The organism is Agrobacterium sp. LEGMi-208b, from assembly GCF_059511785.1.
The window spans coordinates 935208-957009 of sequence record NZ_CM183446.1; the positions used below are offsets into that span (position 1 = coordinate 935208).

12 protein-coding genes are annotated in these 21802 nt (G+C 59.8%); 10 read left to right on the forward strand and 2 right to left on the reverse strand.

Annotation, left to right across the window (positions count from 1 at the left end; all coding sequences use genetic code 11):
• Window positions 1-306: 306 nt before the first annotated feature.
• From AC5YUO_RS19020 to AC5YUO_RS19030, 3 genes are all read left to right on the forward strand, one after another.
• The gene (locus AC5YUO_RS19020) at window positions 307-2352 is read left to right on the forward strand and encodes an O-linked N-acetylglucosamine transferase, SPINDLY family protein (protein WP_496156347.1); all 2046 of its coding nucleotides are present in this window, start codon (window positions 307-309) and stop codon (window positions 2350-2352) included.
• A gap of 101 nt (window positions 2353-2453) precedes the next feature.
• A complete protein-coding gene (gene glf / locus AC5YUO_RS19025) occupies window positions 2454-3611 on the forward strand; it encodes a UDP-galactopyranose mutase (protein WP_496156348.1) in 1158 nt (385 codons plus the stop codon).
• A gap of 265 nt (window positions 3612-3876) precedes the next feature.
• Entirely contained in the window at window positions 3877-9069 is a 5193-nt protein-coding gene (locus AC5YUO_RS19030; RefSeq protein WP_496156349.1) for a beta strand repeat-containing protein, read from the forward strand.
• A 203-nt stretch (window positions 9070-9272) separates the two neighbouring features.
• On the opposite strand, the gene AC5YUO_RS19035 is transcribed toward AC5YUO_RS19030, so the two are convergent.
• Both AC5YUO_RS19035 and AC5YUO_RS19040 read right to left on the reverse strand, forming a co-directional pair.
• Window positions 9273-11216, reverse strand: a complete 1944-nt coding sequence (locus tag AC5YUO_RS19035; protein WP_496156350.1) for a methyl-accepting chemotaxis protein — start codon at window positions 11214-11216, stop codon at window positions 9273-9275.
• A gap of 588 nt (window positions 11217-11804) precedes the next feature.
• Window positions 11805-12287, reverse strand: a complete 483-nt coding sequence (locus AC5YUO_RS19040) for a hypothetical protein (RefSeq protein ID WP_400813532.1) — start codon at window positions 12285-12287, stop codon at window positions 11805-11807.
• A 20-nt stretch (window positions 12288-12307) separates the two neighbouring features.
• Here AC5YUO_RS19040 and AC5YUO_RS19045 point away from each other — a divergent pair, with 20 nt between their 5' ends.
• The 7 genes from AC5YUO_RS19045 to AC5YUO_RS19075 all read left to right on the forward strand — a co-directional run bounded on the left by AC5YUO_RS19045 (window position 12308) and on the right by AC5YUO_RS19075 (window position 21797).
• The gene (locus tag AC5YUO_RS19045; protein ID WP_496156351.1) at window positions 12308-13240 is read left to right on the forward strand and encodes an MYG1 family protein; all 933 of its coding nucleotides are present in this window, start codon (window positions 12308-12310) and stop codon (window positions 13238-13240) included.
• Between the two features lie 365 nt (window positions 13241-13605).
• The gene (locus AC5YUO_RS19050; protein ID WP_496156352.1) at window positions 13606-14634 is read left to right on the forward strand and encodes a ketopantoate reductase family protein; all 1029 of its coding nucleotides are present in this window, start codon (window positions 13606-13608) and stop codon (window positions 14632-14634) included.
• A gap of 50 nt (window positions 14635-14684) precedes the next feature.
• Entirely contained in the window at window positions 14685-15254 is a 570-nt protein-coding gene (locus AC5YUO_RS19055) for a TetR/AcrR family transcriptional regulator (protein ID WP_400813529.1), read from the forward strand.
• 12 nt (window positions 15255-15266) lie between these two features.
• Entirely contained in the window at window positions 15267-15869 is a 603-nt protein-coding gene (locus AC5YUO_RS19060; RefSeq protein ID WP_496156353.1) for a 2-hydroxychromene-2-carboxylate isomerase, read from the forward strand.
• A 114-nt stretch (window positions 15870-15983) separates the two neighbouring features.
• Complete coding sequence (locus AC5YUO_RS19065; RefSeq protein WP_496156354.1) at window positions 15984-17360, forward strand: FAD-binding oxidoreductase; 1377 nt, start codon at window positions 15984-15986, stop codon at window positions 17358-17360.
• Between the two features lie 38 nt (window positions 17361-17398).
• On the forward strand, window positions 17399-19804 hold the full coding sequence (locus AC5YUO_RS19070; protein WP_496156355.1) for a molybdopterin-dependent oxidoreductase: 2406 nt from the start codon (window positions 17399-17401) through the stop codon (window positions 19802-19804).
• A 337-nt stretch (window positions 19805-20141) separates the two neighbouring features.
• On the forward strand, window positions 20142-21797 hold the full coding sequence (locus AC5YUO_RS19075) for an ABC transporter substrate-binding protein (protein ID WP_496156356.1): 1656 nt from the start codon (window positions 20142-20144) through the stop codon (window positions 21795-21797).
• Window positions 21798-21802 lie beyond the last annotated feature (5 nt).

Consider the following 21802-nt stretch of genomic DNA (forward strand, 5'->3'; position numbering starts at 1 on the left):
TTCTCAGAAAATACATCGGCAGTGTTTATCGAAACAATCCGTTCGTCGCCTGGGCGAACAACAGGATGAAACACTCGTGCCTGCAGAACATGTGGGCAATAGGTCGCTCGGCATGACTGTGCCAATGCCTCCATGGCAGCCGTTTAACTGGAAAGACATTTCATCTCTCCGGGTCAGCTGCTGATCGGGGCAAGCAATCCGGCCCTCAACACATCCAGCCACGGGCAAGTTATCTGCGATAGCTAAAGACGGCCCATCAACAGGCTGTTTTATCTTCGACCCTTTGTCGCCTTGCCGCAGGATGTCATGACCGCCAACCACGCCTCTCCTTCAAACGACGCCGCCGCTCCCAGCGCCCTCGATCTCGCGCGGAACCAACGGTTGAGCCTCATGGATCTGCTGAGCGTATCAGAGGCGCTCAATGCCGCCGGCCAGCAGGCCGCTGCTGCGGAGCTCTACAAGACCTGGGTGGCATTCAATGACAACAACCCGACGATCCATCTCGCCTATTTCAACTATGCCGTCATTCTCAACCAGCTGGGCGACCGTGCGGGTGCCGTACAGGCGTTTCGCGCGTGCATTAAGGCCAATCCGCAATTCGCTCCCGGCCACATCAATCTCGGCCGCGCGCTTGAAGATGCCGGGCTGATCGGCCACGCGGTGGAGCAATGGTCGCATTATGCCGAGGCGACGAAAAATGTCGACGCCGAGACGATCGGCCATCGGCATATGACCCTGCAGAACATGGGCCGGGTTCTCGAGGGCGCCGGCAAGCTCGAGGAAGCCGAAACCGCTTTGCTGCAGGCGTTCGAGCTGCGGCCGGAACTGCCGGAAGCCGGCCAGCACTGGGCATCGTTGCGACAGCGCCAGTGCAAATGGCCGGTCCTTGCACCTTCGAACCACATTCCCGCGCGCAAGATGCTCGATGCCATGTCGTCGCTGACACTGAGCTGTTACGCCGACGACCCGATGTTCCAGTTGGCCAAGGCTCACCGCCTCAGCAAAACGCTGATCGGCGCGCGTCCGGATCTCAGCCGTTTTCCGCGCAGGTCGCCCAAGCTGAAGTCCGGAACCGGTCAGCGGCTGCGCGTCGGCTACCTCTCATCGGATCTTCGCGATCATGCCGTCGGCTTCGCTCTCTGCGAGGTTCTGGAACTGCATGACAAGGACAGCCTTGAGGTCTTCGCCTATTATTGCGGCAATGTCCGCGGCACTGACAGCACGCAGGAGCGCATCAAGGCCGCGGTCCATTGCTGGCGGGATATTCACGGTGTGGACGACGCCACCGCCGCCTCGCAGATCATCGCCGACGAGATCGATATATTGATCGACGTGAACGGCTACACCAAGGATGCACGCGCGAAAATCTTCGCCTATCGCCCCGCACCCGTCATCGTCAGCTTCTGCGGTTACCCCGGATCGATGGGAAGTCCGTTCCATCAATATCTGATCTCCGACGGCTACATGATCCCGCCGGAAAACGAAATCTACTATTCCGAGAAGGTGCTGCGCATCGCCTGCGACCAGCCGCTCGACCGCAAGCGGCCCATCGCCGCCCGGCCGAGCCGCGCCGAGCTCGGACTGCCGGAGGATGCCTTCGTTTATGCGAGCTTCAACGGCATGCAGAAGATCACCGAAAACTGCTTTGCACGATGGATGACGATCCTCTCGGAGACGCCCGGCAGCCTGTTGTGGCTGCTGACGGGGGATGAGGACGTCAATCAACGCCTGCGAGACCTTGCGGAAAAGAGCGGCGTCGCGTCCGAACGGCTGATCTTCGCGCCGAAGGCCCAGAACCCGCAGCATATCGCCCGCATCGGCCTTGCCGATCTGTTTCTCGACACATTCCCCTATGGCGCGCACTCCACGGCATCGGATGCGATAACGTCCGGTCTGCCCGTCCTTACCATGTCCGGCAAGACCTTTGCCGCGCGCTTCTGCGGCAGCATCGTCACCGCGGCGGGTGTGCCGGAAATGATCTGCTCTTCACCGGAAGATTATGTCGCCCGCGCCATCGGTTTCGAACGCGACCGCAAGAGCCTCCTTGAGGTCAGGGAATCGATTGCCCGCCAACGCGAAACAAGCGTCCTGCGCGATATTCCCGCCCTGGCGCGGCGTCTGGAAGAGCTGTTCTGGCAAATGCAGGGCGAGTGCGAGCGCGGCGAGACGCCGGTGCCCGATCTCAGCAATCTCGATATTTATTATGAAGCCGGCGTCGAAGCCCTGCTCGAAAACATCGAGTTTGAAGATGAGCAGAGCTATCGCGAGCGATACCTGAAGAAGCTGAGGCAATGGCACGATTATGCGCCAATCCCCTATGACCGCCGGCTCTGGCAGAAACCGGACAATTGAGCGCGGGAGCGAACGGCACCGACCGTGACAGGCACTAAAAGGCGCCTCCCAGCAAATCTTGACCGCCCGCAGGGCGACGTATGAACAGGGCTGACTTACCAATGATCGCGGACGAAAAAATTGTCATTGTGGGTGCCGGGCTTTCCGGCGCGGTCATCGGCCGGGAGCTTGCACTGGCGGGCCATAGGGTCGACATCATCGACGCCCGCGATCACATTGCCGGCAATTGCCACACCGAACGCGATGGCGAAACCGGCGTCATGGTGCATGTCTACGGCCCGCATATTTTCCATACCGACGACAGGGAAGTCTGGGACTATGTCAACAGTTTCCAGACCTTCATGCCCTACAAGAACCGCGTCAAAACGACGAGCGGCGAACAGGTCTATTCCCTCCCGGTCAATCTGCACACGATCAACCAGTTCTTCGGCAAGAATTTCCGGCCCGATGAAGCGAAAGCCTTCATCGAGGAAAAGGCAGACAAGTCGATTACCGATCCACAGACCTTCGAGGAGCAGGCGCTGCGCTTCGTCGGCCGCGATCTCTACGAAGCCTTCTTCAAGGGATATACCGAGAAGCAATGGGGCTGCTCACCGACGGAACTGCCGGCCTCCATCCTGAAACGCCTGCCCGTGCGCTTCAATTACGACGACAACTACTTTTTCCATAAATATCAGGGCATGCCGGCAACCGGCTATACGGACATGATCGAGCGCATTCTCGATCACCCCAATATCACAGTCACGCTCGGCACGCGCTTTGACCGCGCCGAAACGCCAGCCGCCGGACACGTCTTTTATTCCGGCCCGCTTGACGGCTATTTCGATTTCGAATTCGGCCGTCTGGCATATCGGACGCTCGACTTCGAGCGTTTCACCTATGGCGGCGATTACCAGGGCTGCGCGGTGATGAATTACGGCGACGTGTCGGTGCCCTTTACCCGCATCACCGAGCACAAGCATTTTTCTCCATGGGAAGACCATACCGGCTCCGTCTGCTACCGGGAATTCTCTCGCGAATGCGGCCCGCAGGACATTCCCTATTATCCCATCCGGCTGATCGAGGACAAAGAACAGCTTGCAGATTATGTGGCGCGCGCCGAACGGGAAGCCTCGGTCACCTTTGTCGGACGGCTTGGGACCTATCGTTATCTCGACATGGATGTGACCATTCGGGAGGCGCTCGACACTGCCCGCCTCTATCTCGCCAGGCGATCCGAGGGCGCTCCCATGCCGGCATTTCTGCATTCGCCCCTCTGAGACGAAACCGTCGCGTTCTCCATAAATGCAGGAACTCAAACCTCCGGCTTTGCTGAAGCTCGTCAACGTTTTTCCAGCACGGCATAGCGACTGATGCTTTGGTGGCACTGCAAAGGGAAATCGGCTGAAGCGTAGCAACTTCAGGTTCAGGCAAGCCCGATTGCGTACTCAACATCTGAAAAATGGTGGACCTGCATAACCGACGCCCTTCCGGTGCTTCGGCAGAAAATCCACCTGTTGGGCTGGACTTTAGGATTTTTCAGACATGACGTCGATCATCTCTTCCCTGAACGTCAATCAGATCAGATATCTTTCGACAGAGGCGGTCGCAGCCTGGACAACCGACGACGTGGCGTCGCTTTCCACAACGCAGATCAAGGCGCTCTCGTCGGCTCAGATCGCAGCATTGGATGTGGAGGATGTCAAAGTCCTCAACTCACAACAATTGAGCGCCATTTCGCAGGGCGCCATCGTTGGCCTGACGCTGGATCAGCTCAATATTCTCGATCAGTACGCCATCAAAAGCCTGAATTCGAGCCAGGTTTCCGCGCTCACCACCACCCAGCTTCATGCCCTGACGACGGAACAGGCGGAGGCTTTGACCTCATCTCAGGTGCGCGCCCTCAATGCCACGCAAATCGCCGCCCTGAGCGCGGAAGATATAGCGACATTCTCAACCGCCGATATCGCGGCGATCACGAGCAAGGCCATGCCGGGCCTCAGCACGGAGGTGATCGCAGGGCTGACCCCGGATCAGATCGCGGCCCTGAACACAAGCGCCGTTGCAAGCCTGACAACCGACCAGATCGCGGCCCTGAGCCCGGATCAGGCCGAAGCCCTGTCGCCGGCGCAGATCAAAGTGCTGAGCTCGATGCAACTCGCTGCTCTCGGCACAGACGATATAGCGACATTCTCGACCGCCGACATCGCAGCGATTACCGTCAAGGCCATGCCGGGCCTCAGCACCGGGGCAATCGCTGCGTTCAGCCCGGATCGGATCGCCGCCCTCAGCGCAAGCACGATTGCCGGTCTGACAATCGACCAGATCGAAACCCTGAGCACCGCCCAGATCGCCGCATTAACGACGGCCCAGATTGCCGCACTCAAGACGACGCACATCGCCGCCTTGAGCACCAGCCAGGTCGAAGCCCTGTCGCCGGAACAGGTGAGATCGCTGAGCGCGGCACAATTCGTGGCCCTGAGCGCGGAGGACATCGCGACATTCTCAACCGCTGATATCGCGGAGATCACGAGCAAAGCCTTGCCCCGTCTGGGCACGGAGACGATCAACACGCTTACCAAAGAGCAGATCGCCGCATTGACGACGGCCCAGATGAACGCCCTCGGTGTGGCGCAATTCCAGGCCTTGAGCGCTGCTCAGATCGAGGCCCTGTCAACCGCTCAGATTGCTGCCCTCAGCACCGGCGTGGTCGCAAACCTGATAGCCGACCAGATCGAAGCCTTCAGCACGCAGCAGGTCGAGGCCCTGTCCTCGGCACAGGTGAAGTTGCTGAGTTCGACACAGCTTGCGGCCCTGAGCGCGGAGGACATAGCAACATTCTCGACCGCCGATATTGCGGCGATCACGGGTAAAGCCATGTCCGGCCTGAGCGCTGACGCAATCGCGGCGCTGACCACCGCCCAGATCGCCGCTCTGACCACCAGCGCCATTGCCGGCCTGACGGCCGATCAGATCGAGGCTTTGAGCACCGAGCAGGTCGAGGCCCTGTCCCCGGCACAGGTGAAATCCCTGAGTGCAACGCAGCTCGCAGCCCTTGGAATCGAGGATCTGGCAACATTCTCGACCGCCGATATCGCAGCGATCACGAATAAAGCCATGGCGGGCTTGAACACGGATGTTATCGCAGCCTTGACCACGGCTCAGATCGGCGCCCTGACCACTAGTGCGGTTGCTGGCCTGACTTCCGATCAGATCGAAGCCCTAAGCGGTAATCAGGTCAGCCTTCTATCCACCGCGCAGATCAAGGCGTTGAGCGCGGCACAGGTTGCCGCCCTGGGCACCGATGTGGCCGCCCTGTCCACCAGCCAAACCGCCATGTTGAGCACATCGGGCATCAAGGGCCTGACCACCGATCAGGTTGCAGCCCTGAGCGTCGATCAATTCGCGGCCCTGACCACGGCCCAGATCGCGGCTTTCGGCTCGGGACAGATTGCGGCATTGAGCACGGGCAATATAGCATCGCTTTCCGTGGCCCAGCTTGCGGCAATGAGCACCTCCGGCATTCTGGGGCTTTCGACCGGCCAGATCGCCGCCCTCAGCACCGATCAGGTTTCCAGGCTGTCGACCAAACAGATGGCGCGGTTGAACTCGGCACAAATCGCCACCTTGGGCACGGACGACATAGCGGCTCTTTCAACACTCCAGATCGCTTCCCTGAGCGCCGCGGGCATTGCGGGACTAAGCTCGCAGCAACTGGCGACCCTCAGCACCAGCCAGGCCGAAGCCCTGACGAGTGCGCAGATCGTCAATCTCGGTTCCACGCAGATTTCGCAGCTGGGGACGGACGATTTAGCGAAATTCACGACCAAGGACATCGCTGCGATCAGTTCGGGCGCGATCCCTGGACTGTCGACAGAGACCATGGCCTCCCTGACGACGGCCCAGATTGCCGCGCTGAATATACAGAGCATCGGTGCCTTGAGCACCGCGCAGATCGCCGCCTTGAGTATCGCCCAGGTCGAAGCCTTGACCACCGCCCAGGTGAGCGCTCTCAGCTCTAAACAGATAGCGGCCTTGAGCGCGGACGACATTGCGACATTCTCGACCAAGGACATCGCCGCGATCAGCTCAAGTGCGATCGCGGGATTGTCGGCGCAGACCATCGCCTCCATGACGACAGCGCAGATTGCAGCGCTGAGTACGGCAGGCATTGGGGCACTGAGCACCGGGCAGGTTGCCGCGTTGAGTACAGCGCAGGTCGAGGCCTTGACCAGCGCTCAGGTCGGCGCCCTCGGCTCGGCACAGGTCGCGGCCCTGGGTTCGGACGATATCGCAACATTCTCGACCAAGGACATTGCCGCACTCGGTGCGAATGCCATCCCGGGCTTGTCCACACAAACCATAGCGTCGCTGACGACAGCGCAGATCGCAGCGCTGAGTACGGCGGGCATTGGGGCACTGAGCACCGGGCAGGTCGCCGCCTTGTCTGGCGATCAGGTGGATGTCCTGACCAATACCCAGATCGCTGCGCTCACGTCCAAACAGGTTGCGGCTCTCAGTGTGGCTGACATTGCCTCGCTTTCGGCAAGCCAGATAGCCGCCCTCAGCACGGGGGGCATAACGGGCCTGACCACGGACCAGATCGCGGCCCTCGACACCACTCAGGTCGAGGCTTTGACCGATACCCAGGTCGGTGCTCTAAGCTCGAAACAGATTGCGGTCCTGAGTACGGACGATATCGCAACGTTCTCGACCAAGGACATCGCTGCGATCAGTTCCAATGCCATCCCGGGCCTGTCAACGGAAACCATAGCGTCGATGAGCTCGGCTCAGATCGCAGCGTTGAGTTCGTCCGGCATTGGTGGACTGAACACCGGACAGGTCGCCGTCCTGACCAGCGATCAGGTGGACGCCCTGATCAGTATCCAGGTGGGTGCCCTCACCTCCAAACAGGTTGCGGCTCTCAGCGTGGCCAGTATCGCCTCGCTTTCGGCAAGCCAGATAGCCGCCCTCAGCACAGCGGGCATAGCGGGCCTGACCACCGATCAGATCGCGGCCCTCAACACCGCTCAGGTCGAAGCCTTCACCAGTGCCCAGATCGGTGCTCTCAGCGCAAAACAGATTGCGGCCCTCAATACCGGTGGCCTTGATACATTCACCGCCGCCGAGCTTGCCGCCATCAGCTCGAGTGCGATCTCGGGCCTGTCGACGGCAGCAATCGCGTCGCTGACGACAGCCCAGATCGCCGCCCTGGGCGCGGCGGCACTACCCGGTCTGACCACCGATCAGATCGCGGCCCTCGGCACCGGTCAGGTCGAGGCTTTCACCAGCGCCCAGATCGCCGCCCTCACCTCCAGGCAGGTTGCGGTTCTCAGCGTGGCCGGCATCGCGTCGCTTTCCGCAGCCCAGATCGCCGCCCTCAGCACTGCGGGCGCAGCGGGCCTGACCACAGATCAGATCACGGCCCTCAACACCGCTCAGGTCGAGGCTTTCACCAGCGCTCAGATCGGAGCTCTCGGTTCGAAACAGATTGCGGCCCTCGGCGCCGATGATCTCGATACGTTCACCGCCGCCGAGCTGGCTGCCATCAGCTCGAATGCGGTCTCGGGCCTGTCGACAGCAACGATCGCTTCGTTGACGACAGCGCAGATCGCCGCCTTGGGCGCGGCCGCAGTACCGGGCCTCACCACTGACCAGATCGCGGCGCTCGGCACCGGTCAGATGAATGCGCTGACCAATGCCCAGATCGGCGCCCTCACCTCCAAACAGGTTGCAGCCCTGGATACGGCCGACATCGCCGCCCTTTCCGTAAGCCAGATAGCGGCTCTGGATGCCAAGGCGGTTGCAGGCCTCGGCAGCGCGCAGGCCAGCGCCCTGAACACGGAACAGGTCCAGGCATTATCCACCCGTCAGATAGCATCGTTGAGTTCGGATGCGCTTAAGGGCCTGTCTGCGGAGATGCTGGAAACCTTCTCGACGGAGGAACTCGCTGCGATTGGCTCAAGCGCGATAAAGGGACTGTCCACGGACTTTATCGCCGCTCTTTCCACAGCCGAGGTTGCAGCCCTCAGCACGGCTGGCGTCGCCGGATTGACCAGCGACCAGATCAATGCCCTTGGCCAGGACCAGATCGAAACGCTCTCCACCAGCCAGATCGCCGCACTCAGTTCGGCCGGACTTGCGGGGTTGACGAAGGAGGATCTGGAAACATTCTCGACCGGGGAACTCGCTGCCATCAGTTCGATGGCGATCAAGGGACTGTCCACCACCGTCGTGGCATCCCTGTCTTCTCAGGAGATCGCGGCTTTGACGACAAGCCAGGTGGCCTCGCTGAGCTACGGCCAGGTGGCGGCAATGGGCTCTGCACAGATCGGAGCGCTGTCACTATCGCAGGTCAGCGTCCTTACCTCGATACAGGCAGCCGCGCTTGGCGGCGACGACCTTACAACATTCTCCAACGAGCAAATCCTCAGCTTGAGTTCGAGCGCGATCTCGGGATTGAGCACCGGTACGCTCGCTGCCTTGACGACATCCCAGGCTGCGGCTTTCACGCCAGGTCAGGTCGCCGCCATGACATCGGCGCAGGTCACGGCCTTGAATAGCGCCAAGACCACCAACAGCTCTGTCCAGGATATCGCCTCCATCATCTCAACCACCGAGCAGACGGCTTCGACCCAGAACAATGCAGGTGAGACCACCGCATCGGTGGACACTTCAAGTGAGACACAAGAGGCATCCGACGTCGCGGCAACCATCTTGTCCTACCTGGACGTCTGAGTTTCGCTGGTGAGTGGATCGGAAAACCGGTCACGCCCGAACCGGCTTGACGACCATGCCGGCACGTAGAGGGATGGAAATTCCGGTCTCGTATTGCCCGAAAGCAGAACACCGGGATCAGGGTCCAAAACCCCGATCCCGGTGCCAATGTCTCAAGCGATGCTTTCAGCGCCTCAGTCGAGGAAGGCGTAGCAGGGCGAGGATCAAAACTCCTCCCAATTATCCGCCGCGGTATTCAACGCGGCATTGCCGGCGAACGCGGCCTTGATCCTGCCGCCCAGAGCGCGGGCGGGAGAAACCGCCGGCCTGTCGGCGGCTGACGCCGAACGCACGGGCGCAGCGGCCTCGCTGAAGGCGCCTTCGGACAGTTTGAACTGCGCGATCAGCCGATTGAGCGAAGATGCCTCGCGGGCGAGCCCGTGGCTGGCGGCAGTGCTTTCTTCCACCATCGCCGCGTTCTTCTGGGTGTCCTGGTCCATCTGGTTCACAGCCGTATTGATCTGCTGGAGACCGGAGGATTGCTCCTGTGCCGATTCCGCGATGGCGGCAACGTGCCGGTTGATTTCCTGCACCTCCGTCACGATAAGCTCCAGCGCCTTGCCGGTTTCACCAACCAGCTGCACGCCCTGCTGAACCTGACCGTTGGATGTGGTGATCAGGTTCTTGATCTCCTTGGCGGCACCGGCGGAGCGCTGCGCCAGTTCGCGAACCTCCTGCGCGACGACGGCAAAACCCTTGCCCGCCTCACCCGCACGGGCTGCTTCCACGCCTGCATTCAGCGCCAGAAGGTTCGTCTGGAACGCGATCTCGTCGATCACGCCGATAATGTTGGAAATCTCATTGGCGGATGTCGCAATCTGTTCCATTGCGGCGACGGCCTGCTGTACCACCTCTCCGGACTTTTCAGCGCCGACTTTTGCGCGGCCGACGAGGTGACCCGCTTCCTGCGCCCGTTTCGTGGCGTCTTTTACCGTCGTGGTGATCTCTTCCAGCGCAGCCGCAGTCTCTTCAACGGCCGCCGCCTGCTGCTCCGTGCGCCGCGCCAGATCGTCTGCCGCAGATCTGATTTCATTGGCGCCGGCGTCGATGCCGCGCGCATTCTGCGCCACCTGGCTCAAGGTCGACTGCAACTGTTCCGCAGCCCGGTTGAAATCACCACGGATACCGTCAAGGCTGGAGACGAATGGCTGAACGATCCGGTAAGTAACGTCACCCTGGGCAATCTTCGAAAGGGCCGTGGCAAGATTGTCGACGGCAAACTGTACGTCTGCAGCTTCCCTCGCCTTCTGTTTCTCGCGCTCGATCCGGTCCTTTTCCGACGTCGACCGGTTGGCCTCCGTTTCATTCTCAAGCCGGAGGCGCTCGATTGCGCTTTCACGAAATGCCTGAACCGTGGCGGCCATCTGGCCAACCTCATCCCTGCGATCCATTCCGGCAATTTCGGTGGCCGTATCACCGGCCGCCAGCGATTCCATGCGCGCGCGAAGCCGCGCAATCGGAGTGGTGATGCCTCGGGAGGAAATAAACAGGCCAAGGGCGATCACAGCCAGAGAAACGAGTGCGAGCGTAATCAGGCCCATCCAGATCGTCGTATTGGTGCTGGCTGTCAGGCGTTCTCTCCCCTCATTCATCACCTGGATAAGCTGCTCATTGCCGGCGCTGATCTTCGGCGAGACTTCGGCGATTTTTCGAAGCACGTTCAGCGCCATCTGCTGCGCTTCGGCACGTTGCCCTGCCTGCATGAGGGCGATGACCTGATTGCCGATCTCTTCGACTTCGACAACACCCTTGAGGATATCGCGGGCGGCATCCGTGCGCGCCGGCACCAGCTCCATGATCTTGTTCTGACGTTCCTCGAGTTGCTTCCGGTCGGCTCGGAAGGTTTTGACGGCGGCTTCGAAATCGCCACTGGCCGGGTCGTTAAGGCTGGCGCGAAGCATCTGCATGCCGAGCGCATTGAGGTTCCCGCTGGTTCTGGCGTTCAGAACCGCAGCAAGGGCTTCATGGGCGATGAAATCACTATAGACGTTGTCGGTTTTTTTATATTGCAGGCTGACGTAGCTTATTCCGGAAAGCGACATCAGGCTCATCAGCGAGATGACAAAAACGACCTTCGTTTTTATCTTGGTATTGTTCAGGAAAGACATGAATGGCCCCAAGGCAAGCATTCTCCAGCCACCCTTGCGGGAGGCCAGGGAAAATATGATGAAACATCGCGGGTAGCTGTTGCCCCTCCTCATAGGGCGACAAGCGGCGCCTTTTTCCAGCCGCCGTCAGGCAGCTCGAGGTGGCTCCGCTTGTTCTACCGGCTCCGCCGATGAAACCTTGGAACCTGCGTATTTTAGATTTCACAAAATCACTAAATGAAGTGTTACCCGGGATATGCAAGTGCTGACAATTTGCTGCACCGCGACGTCTTGGGCGGCTTCGCCTTCGTGCAGACAGGTCGCCTGCTCAGGCCGGCATTCACGCAATCTGAGAAAGCTGTCCCAGACGTTCCACGAATGTCTTCAATAGACGATCAAGGCGAGAAGACTCAGCCGGAGTAGGTTGAGTAAAGCTGGCATGCGACGCTCAAAAGGGTGCTGCATTGGCAGAGATTGCGGCACCACTTCAACCATTCCCGTTTGCGCAAGCCGGGTGAGCGTGGACAAAAAGAAACCCTCCGCGAGGAGAGTTTCTGATTGGCGGCATATCGAAGTATGCGGCGCTCCCGACCAACAAAAATGATGGCGTCAGAGAGAGCTTTGCCGAACGACGGTGATTTTGCCTAGTTCCACCAGCGGCGTAACGTCAAGCCGTTGCCCCTCGCCCGACACATCGAGACTGTATCGAAAGATTTTTACGAACGGCTGGTCGTCCTCTTCATGGATTTTCTCCGTCCCGACATAGGGACCGGCAGGAATGGGAATGCCCGAAGCCTCACAATCCTCGAGAGCGCGAAAACGTACAGGTGCACCTTCCATTTGTTCCTCCATAGGTTCAATCAAATGAAAACCAATGCAGCGGGTACTGCCGGAAAATAATGCGTTGAAATGAATCGTGAGGCAATCGGCGAAATCTGACGGGGGAGAAACATACCTCAGCGGATTGAAATAGCTGCCGCAAAACGAGGGTAAGGCATGCCATTGCTTTTGATCTCTTTGGCGAATGGCGGGTTGAGATGGCGTCCGGCAACAGGTATCAGGTGCCCAGTTTTCCAGCCGGACCTTCCGCAAGCAACAAGGCGTATCCCGACATGATCCCGGACTTCCTCGTCACCCATTCCGGTGGCTTCCATGCCGACGAACTTCTGTCCAGCGTCGTACTCACCCGGCTTTTCCCGCAGGCGCGTCTCATCCGCAGCAGGGCGCCCGAATGGATCACCCCCGGCGAAGACCGCATCATCTATGATGTGGGCGGCGTCTACGATGCGGCAAAAGGCGCCTTTGACCACCACCAGCGCGGCGCGCCGTTGCGGGAGGACGGCCAGCCATACAGTTCGTTCGGCCTGATCTGGAAGCACTTCGGCCGTGACTATCTCGTCGCCTTCGGGGTACCGGAAGATCATATCGAAGTCGTCCATGCTTCTTTCGATACCAGCTTTGTGCTGCCGGTCGACCTGGTCGACAATGGTGCGCTCAGCCCGTCCATCGCCGGGCCGCTTGCCGGGCTGACCCTGCCTGTCTTGCTGGAAACGCTGAAACCTGTTTTCGACGAGACCGATCCCGAAGCGGACAATCGCAGTTTCCATGCGGCGCTGGCCGTTGCCCGCAGCTTCGTCGAAGCAAAGATCGCCAACAGCGCCGCAAAATTGCGGGCCGAAGCGCTGGTGAAGCAGGCTATCGTCGATGCCGGCGAAGGGCATATTCTGGAACTGCCGATGGGCATGCCGTTTCGGCCCGCCATCGTGAAGTCGGGCGCCGACCATCTGCTCTTTGTCGTTCACCCGCGCGACAACGACTGGTGCCTGACCGGTATCCGCCGCGCGGATGAGGGCTTTGAGCTGCGTGCGGACCTGCCGGCGGCCTGGGCCGGCCTGACGGACAAGGATCTGGAGGCGGCGTGTGGCGTCGAAGGCGCGAGCTTCTGCCATAACGGCCGGTTTGTCGCGGCGGCGAGAACCCGCGATGCCGCACTGGCCATGGCGGCTTTGGCGGTAAAGGAGGCGCTCTCCTCGGCAGGGAGGTGACGTCGGCAAAGCCGTAACCTCGCAGCTGATCCTGCCCCATTGTTCCCCCGCCCGATGCATTCCGGCCAATCTCAGGGTGGCTTCCGGCATCGAATGGCGATGTTATCCTGCCCCGGCTACAACGAATGCCGGCTGGTGGCAGCGCGATCTCTCCCGAAATCGCTGATTTCGGGAACTGATTTTCTATAAAATTAGTAGATATAGAATGACCGGTCTTCCTTTGCACCGCGGGCAGGCTTTACGATCCGCTTCAGAATAATTTTGAACCGCGTCTACCACCGTCCTCAATTGCCGCCCGCACAGACCGCCAACTAGCCGACGCCCTCCGGAACATCCGCGGCGTGAAAAAAGACGAGAAACAACAGATGCCACGTTACGTTATCATCGGCGCCGGTGCGGTGGGCGCAAGCCTTGCAGCACAGTTCGCACTTTCCGGCATTGACTATGCGCTTTTCGGACGAGGCGCGCAGATCAGTCATATCAGGCAACATGGCCTTACCTTTCAGCGCCCTTCGGAGACGCGGCAAATCGATCTCAGGGTTTTCGACCTGGCGGATCTTCCTGAATTGACGCGGGATGATATCCTCCTGCTCACGGTGAAAGCTCAGGATGCCGTCAGCGCACTTGCCTTCTGGTCCTGGCAGAGTGTCTCGAACACGACGACGCCGGCTGCGACAAACCTTCCTATCGTGACTTTTCAAAATGGACTGGCTACCGAAGCAAATGCTCTGAGAACATTTTCCAGGGTGTATGGTGCAAGCATTCTGACACCCGCGCGGTTCACGGAGACCGGCAAGGTAGTGGTCGGTGGCGAGCCGCAATTGGGCATCGTGACAGTGGGGCGTTTTCCGCGCGGACAGGATGACGTGACCACGCAGATCACGGCAGACCTGAACAGGGCGGGATATCTCGCCGAGGCGAGCGACGATATCCGCCGGTGGAAATCAGCGAAGCTCCTCCACAACGTTCGCAATGCCCTGGAACTTTTCGATGGGCCGGCGGATCTGAATGACAGGATCAGCGCGGCTCTGGTGGATGAGGCCCGCCATGTGCTGGATGCGGCGGGTTATACGCTTGCCGCGCCCTCAGAGCGAACCGTCGACATTTCGAACTGGCACGTTGCGCCAAACAGCGGCATTCACCCGGGCCAGCAATCGACATGGCAAAGCTTCAAACGCGGTGCATCGAGCGAAGTGGATTTCCTCAATGGCGAAATCGTTTTGCTGGGCCGACTTCACGGCGTTCCGACGCCTTATAACGAAGCCGTTCAAACGCTTGCCGGAAAACTGGCGCATCAGGGCGGGTTTTCAAAGCCGCTGCCACTGGATGCGATCACGTCTCTCCTCGCTACCCCGGACCGGGCGGCACATGCCAATCCTGCCGCCCCTTCATGACCGCAACCCGTGGCAGCGCGATTTATGAAACGACAGTGTGAAAAGATAGAATGAGAGAAGCCATATCAGACCATATTCTCACCGCCGCCGGCACGCTGTTCTATCGCGAAGGCATCCGGGCCGTTGGCATAGATCGGATCATCGAAGAGGCGAATGTTGCAAAGGCGACGCTCTATCGACATTTCCCGTCGAAGGATCATCTCGTTGCGGCCTATCTGGAAGCGCGTCATGAGCGGGTGATCTATTCGCTTCAAAAGGTGCTGGATGCGGATATGGCCCCGAAGGAGCATCTCCGGACGATCTTCGATCAGCTCCACGAAAAGGCCGACAGCCCGGATTTTCGCGGCTGCGCCTTCGCTCTTGCGGTCGCGGAACATGGCGAATCCGAGCGCGTCGTGTTCGTCGCACGCGCCCATAAGGCGAAGGTCAGGGATGTGTTTGCCGCTGTCCTCGCAAGGGCCGGCAGCACAGTGGAGATTGCCGCCGCCCATCTTTCGCTTCTCTACGAAGGAGCCCTGGCGACCGTCGCCGTCGGACGGGATCCCAAAGCGGTGCTGATTGCGCGTGACTGTGCTCTCTCCGTCTTCGATACGGCCACTTCCACCAATCAATCCAACTGAAAGCAGCAGACAATGACAAAGACGATCGATTATTTTTTCAGTATCGGCTCTCCCTGGGCCTTCATCGGTCTTGAGCCGTTTGCTGCGCTGGCGAAAGAACAGGGTGCCACGATCCGCCCCCATGTCATTCCGCTGATCGAGGAAAATGGCGGCATTTATTCACGAAACCGGCCGGAGGCCAGACGTGCCTACTGGATCAGGGACTTGAAGCGCTGGGCGGCATTGCGCGGAAAAGTGCTCAATTTCGATAATCGCGCCGCTCTCTCGGATCCCGCACCGGCCGGCCTGATGGTTGCCGCGGCGATCGAAACGGGTGAGGACTGGCTCAAGCTGGCGGTTGCGCTTCAGGAGGCCTTCTGGGTTCGCGGTGAAGACATCGGCAAGGCGGACGTCCGGCGGGCAATTGCGACAGCCGCCGGCTTTGATGCTGTGGCGCTCGATGAGCATGGCCAAAGCGATGCAGTAACGGCGTTGCAAAAGGCCAGCTTCGAAGCGGCCAGGACAGCCGGTGTGTTCGGGGTGCCGACCTATCGCTATCAGGATGAACTCTACTGGGGGCAGGACAGCCTTCCGTTCCTCGAGCGTCATCTCAGGGGCGAAAAGCTCGCCGCCTGATATCGCCGCCAGACGGCGGAGACAGTTCCGGCGTTTTGCCGGGCGGGGTGCTTCACCTTCAATGTTTGAAATCTGTGGCAGCATTCTGCTGCCAGGTTCCCGTGGAATCTTTTTATGCCTGACCTGTCACCTCCTCTCCTCCAATCCCTGCGGGATCTCCTCAGGGAGCGTCTTTCAACGTCACTGACACTGCGCGAGCAGCATGGGCGCGGCGAAGCGCATCATGCTGCCGTGTTTCCCGACGCGGTCGCTTTCGCCGAAACGACGTCCGAAGTGTCCGAGATCGTGCGACTATGTGCGGCGGAAGGCGTGCCCGTCATCGCTTTCGGCACCGGCACATCGCTTGAGGGGCATTTGACGGCTGTCAATGGCGGGGTCTCGATCGACCTGTCTCGCATGTCGACGATCGTCCGTATCAGCAGTGACGATCTGGATTGCACGGTTGAGGCCGGCGTAACGCGGGAGCAGCTGAACACATATCTGCGCGACATGGGATTGTTCTTTCCCATCGATCCCGGCGCAAATGCCTCGATTGGCGGCATGGCCGCAACCCGCGCTTCCGGCACCAATGCCGTCCGCTATGGAACGATGCGGGAAAACGTGCTCGGGCTGACCGTGGTACTGCCGACCGGCCAGATCATCAGGACCGGCGGCCGCGCCAGAAAATCTTCCGCCGGATATGACCTGACGCGGCTGTTCGTGGGCTCGGAAGGAACACTGGGGATCATCACCGAAATAACGCTTCGTCTCTACGGAATTCCGGAAACCATCTCGGCGGCGCTCTGCTCTTTCGAGACCGTCGAACAGGCGGTGGCGGCTGCCATTCAGGTCGTGCAGCTGGGCATCCCGGTCGCTCGCATGGAGCTGATGGACCGTGGCCTGATCACGGCCGTCAACGCCTATTCCAGGCTGGATCTGAAGATCGAGGATACGTTGGCTTTCGAGTTTCATGGCTCGCCCGCCGGCGTTCAGGAACAGGTCGACATGGTGTCCGCCATCGTGGAAGACCATGGCGGCAAGGATTTCGAGTGGGCCAATGCGCCTGAAGAGCGCAATCGCCTCTGGAAAGCGAGGCATAACGCGTTTTATGCCGTCGTATCGCAGAGATCAAACGCCAAAGGCTGGTCATCGGATGTCTGTGTTCCGGTCTCGCAGCTCAGCAACTGCATATTGAAGACACGCGAACTTCTGAAAGATTGCAGCGTACCAGCGGCTATCCTCGGCCATGTCGGCGACGGCAATTATCATGTCGTCTTCGCGGTCGATCCCGACAATGCGGAAGAACTCGGCGAAGTGGCGGCCATCAACAAGAAGATGGTGCGATACGCCCTCTCTGTCGGCGGCACCTCGACCGGCGAACATGGTGTCGGCACCGGAAAGATCGCTTATCTGCGCGAGGAACATGGCGACGCGGTCGATCTGATGGCGCTCATCAAACATGCGGTCGATCCCGCCGGCATCATGAATCCGGGGAAAATCCTGCCGAAGTAGAATTGCCACTTTGCAGTCGATGATCGTGAGGCCATGCGATGAATTCCTTCAAAACGCACAGCTCCCACTGGGGGGCGTTCTCCGGGCGGCTTGCAAATGGGCGACTGGAGATAGCGCCCCATCCCGGTGACCCGCATCCATCACCGCTGCTGGGCAATCTTCCGGCAATTGCCGACAGCCCCGTTCGCGTCAGACGGCCCGCCGTCCGGCGGGGCTGGCTTGACCGCGAGACCGACCACGCGCAGCGACGCGGCGCTGATGAGTACGTCGAGATCAGCTGGGCCGAAGCGACGAAGCTGGTCGCGGATGAACTTGGACGAGTCTATGGCAATCATGGCCCGAGCGCCGTGTTCGGCGGCTCATACGGCTGGTCGAGTGCCGGCCGGTTTCATCACGCACAGAGCCAGATTCACCGCTTTTTGAATATCCTTGGCGGATATGTCCGGTCCGTCAATACTTACAGTTCCGGTGCGGCCATGGTGATAATCCCCCATGTGCTTGGACCGTATGACAGCTTCGACCGCAAGAGCGTGACCTGGGATGCGATCGAACGCAGCAGCGAGCTGGTGCTTGCCTTCGGCGGGATGGCGATCAAGAACGCCGATGTCCATGGTGGAGGGATCAGCACGCACACCGTCCGGCAGAAACTGGCCGGCGCGAGCGCTCGCGGCGCGCATTTCACATTTATCAGCCCGCTTGCAGACGATTTTCCCAGTGATGTGAATGCCGAGTGGCTTTCCATCACTCCCGGCACGGACGTGGCGATGATGCTCGGGCTTGCGCACGTCCTCGTCACGGAAGGGCTACACGACCGGACGTTTCTGCAGCGTTATACGGTTGGATATGACCGGTTCGAAAACTATCTTCTTGGCAGGGAGGATGGACAGCACAAAAGCCCGGAATGGGCGGCCACGATCTGCAACATCGCCCCGGAGACGATCCGCAAGCTGGCGCGCAGGATGGCCAGTTCGAGAACCCTGATCACGGTCAGCCATTCGCTGCAGCGGGCCGATTATGGCGAACAGCCGGTGTGGATGGGCATTGTCCTTGCCGCCATGCTCGGCCAGATCGGACTGGATGGCGGCGGATTTTCCTACTCCCTCGGCGCGCTGGGCAATATCGGCAAGAACCTTCTCACCGTTCCCTTGCCAACGCTGCAGCAGTTCAAAAACCCCGTGCCGGACTATATTCCCTGTGCGCGCATCGCCGATATGTTGCTCAATCCCGGCGATGAGTTTCATTACAACGGCCACACGCTTCGCTATCCCGACATCCGGCTCGTCTATTGGGCAGGCGGCAATCCATTCCATCATCATCAGGATATCAACCGGTTGCGGGCCGCTTTCCGGCGTCCCGAAACGGTCATCGTCCACGAATCGGCCTGGACCTCGACCGCGCGACATGCCGATATCGTGCTGCCCGCCACGACCACGCTTGAGCGTGACGACATCGGCGCCGCCGATCGCGATCCCTTGATGATCGCCATGAAGCGGCTGATCGCCCCCGTCGGCGAGGCACGCGACGATTATGAGATATTCGCCGGGATTGCGCGCGAACTTGGCCGGTTCGAGGCCTTTACCGAAAACCGCAGCAGCGGCGAATGGCTCGCCTTCCTGTACGAAACGACCCGTCAGGCGCTTGCGGCGGGCGGCCACGATGCGCCGGACTTTGAAAGCTTCTGGGAACGGGGGGAGCTATTTCTTCCCGTCAAGCCCGACGACGGTGGCCCGGCGCGCGCTTTCCTTCGGGACCCCGGGACGAAGCCGCTGGCGACGCCATCAGGAAAGATCGAAATCTTTTCAGAGACTGTCGAGGGCTTCGGTTATGATGACTGCAAAGGTCATCCACGCTGGTATCCGCCAAGAATGGAGACACCGGATGACGCGCGCCTCCATCCCCTTTATCTCGTCTGCAATCAGCCATATCAACGTCTGCACAGCCAGCTGGACTATGGCCATTTCAGCCGTTCGACCAAGATCAGGGACCGGGAGCCTGTCCGTATCCATCCGGCCGACGCTGCGGCCCGTGGAATATCTGACGGCGACGTCGTCAGGCTTTTTAATACGCGCGGCAGCTGCCTCGCCGGCGCCATCATCAGTGAAGACGTCATGCCGGGCGTGATGCAGCTTGCCACCGGCGCATGGTTCGAACCACAGGATTCTGCGGCGGACAATGCCATCTGCATCCATGGCAATCCCAATATCCTGACCCGCGACATCGGTACTTCGAAACTGTCACAGGGTTCGACCGGCCAGATCGCCAAGGTGGAGATTGAGCTTTTCACCGGTGACTTATCGCCGGTCAGGATTTTTGAAGCCATGGCATTTGCACCGCGTGACACAGTATCTTCGGCACCGGGCCATCTGCAGTCAACGGCGCGAGACGGCTATTTAAAGGCGTCTGAAACACCAATCCAAACAGTCGGCAAAATGGCGATAAAATAATTCACTAAATCGATAGAAAAAGAATAACCAGTCTTTCTCCCTCACACCCGGCTGCTAGTTTATGGGCAAGATAAACACCGCAACGAGGGACCGCGTCATGACTGGAATATGTAGAAGCGGGCGCGCTCTTCAGCCAAGCGAACTCCCAGGAGCCGCTCGCTAACCCTCGCGACGCCCAACCCCAACCACCCAATAAACTCAAGCATTCTCCCGCTCGGCTGAAAAGCCGACGCGGCAACGGTTCGACATGCCTCATGCCAATGACGGGGCCGCATGTGTGTCCGCAGGAGATGCCGAAATTGCAACGAAAAAACTTTGAATTTTTCAGGATCATACCATGACAAGACGTTCTTTCTCATTCTCCCTGTCGCGTCGCCGGCTGCTTTTCACGGCCTCGCTTGCGGTTTCGGCCTCGCTGTTTTTATCGACAGCAGCACCTCTGACGGCAATTGCTGCGGACACGCCGCGCGATGGCGGTGACATCACATTTCTGATCGATTCGCTGGGCGACACCTGGATTCCCAACAACAGTGCCATCTCAAGTTTCCAGGGCCACATATGGGGTCATGTGACGGACAAGCTGCTTTACGTCGATGCCGAAGGCAAGGTCAGCCCATGGATTGCGGAACGTTGGGAGCAGAACGACACTGCAACGGAGTTCACGCTTCACCTCAAAAGCGGCGTGACTTTCTCCGATGGCGAACCGCTTGATGCCAAGGCCGTCGTTGCCAATCTCGACATCTGGTACGCCGGGCGCAAGAGCGAGGGGATCAACCCGATCGGCCTCTTCCCCAAGACCTACGATCACGCCGAAGCGGTCGATGCCACGACGGTCAAGGTATTCTTCAAGAAGCCCACGCTCGGTTTCATTCCAACCCTTGGCTATCACGGCTCCATCCTGATCTCTCCCAAGAGCATCGCCCAGCCCGCCGGCCAGCAGGCTGACCTCAGCAAGACCGCCGGCAGCGGACCTTATGTGGTGGAGTCCTGGAAAGAGGGCGACCATGTCACTCTGGTCAAGCGCAAGGATTATAATTGGGGTCCCGCCGCAGTCGGCCACACCGGCCCCGCCTATCTCGATACCATCACCTACAAGCTGGTGTCGGAGCCATCCCTCCGCGTCGCTTCCGTTCAGTCCGGTCAGGCTGATGTCGCTTACAATGCCTCGCCCCAGGAGCTGAAATCGCTCAAGGAGGAAGGCTTCACCGTCGCGACCCCGCGTTATCTCGGCTTCGTCAACGGCTGGGCGGTCAACACCAAACTTCAACCCTATGATGATGTGAAGGTGCGTCAGGCACTCCAGGCAGGCATCAACCGCCAGGAAATCATCGACACCGTCTATACGCAGGACTGGAAGCTTGCGACCTCGTTCATCCAGAGCAACGTGCCGGGCGCTACGGATCACAGCGATCTTCTCGCCTATAGCCCTGACAAGGCGGAGAAGCTTCTGGACGAAGCCGGATGGGTCAAGGGCGCGGACGGCGTTCGGGTGAAGGATGGCAAGCCGCTGGAGTTGACGATCCACTCCAACCCCTATCTCGCCACCTCGAAATCCGTCGATGAGCTTATTGCCCAGCAGCTTGGCAAACTAGGATGGAAGGTCAATATCAGGGCTTATGACGTCGTCACTTTCGGCGAAAAAGTCAAATTCGGTGGCGCCGCCGTTCCCACATATGAAGTCACCCGCAGCTTCATCGACGCCGGCACGGTCGCCAGCATCCTGACCAATGCCAATAATGGCGAGAACTGGTTTGCGCTGGATGAGCGCGATGCGACGCTCAACGATCTGCGCGACAAGATCGCTGGCGCGGGTTCCGTCGAAGACCGAAAGCCTCTTCTGGACAGCCTGCAGAAATACCTGCTGGAACAGGGCTACTTCATACCGCGCACGCAAATCGTTCAGCGCATTTACGTGCAGTCGCCGAAGCTGAAGGGCGAAGTCTATAACGGTGTCGCTTACGCCAGCTATTACACAGCGTTCATTGCCGAATGAGGCCA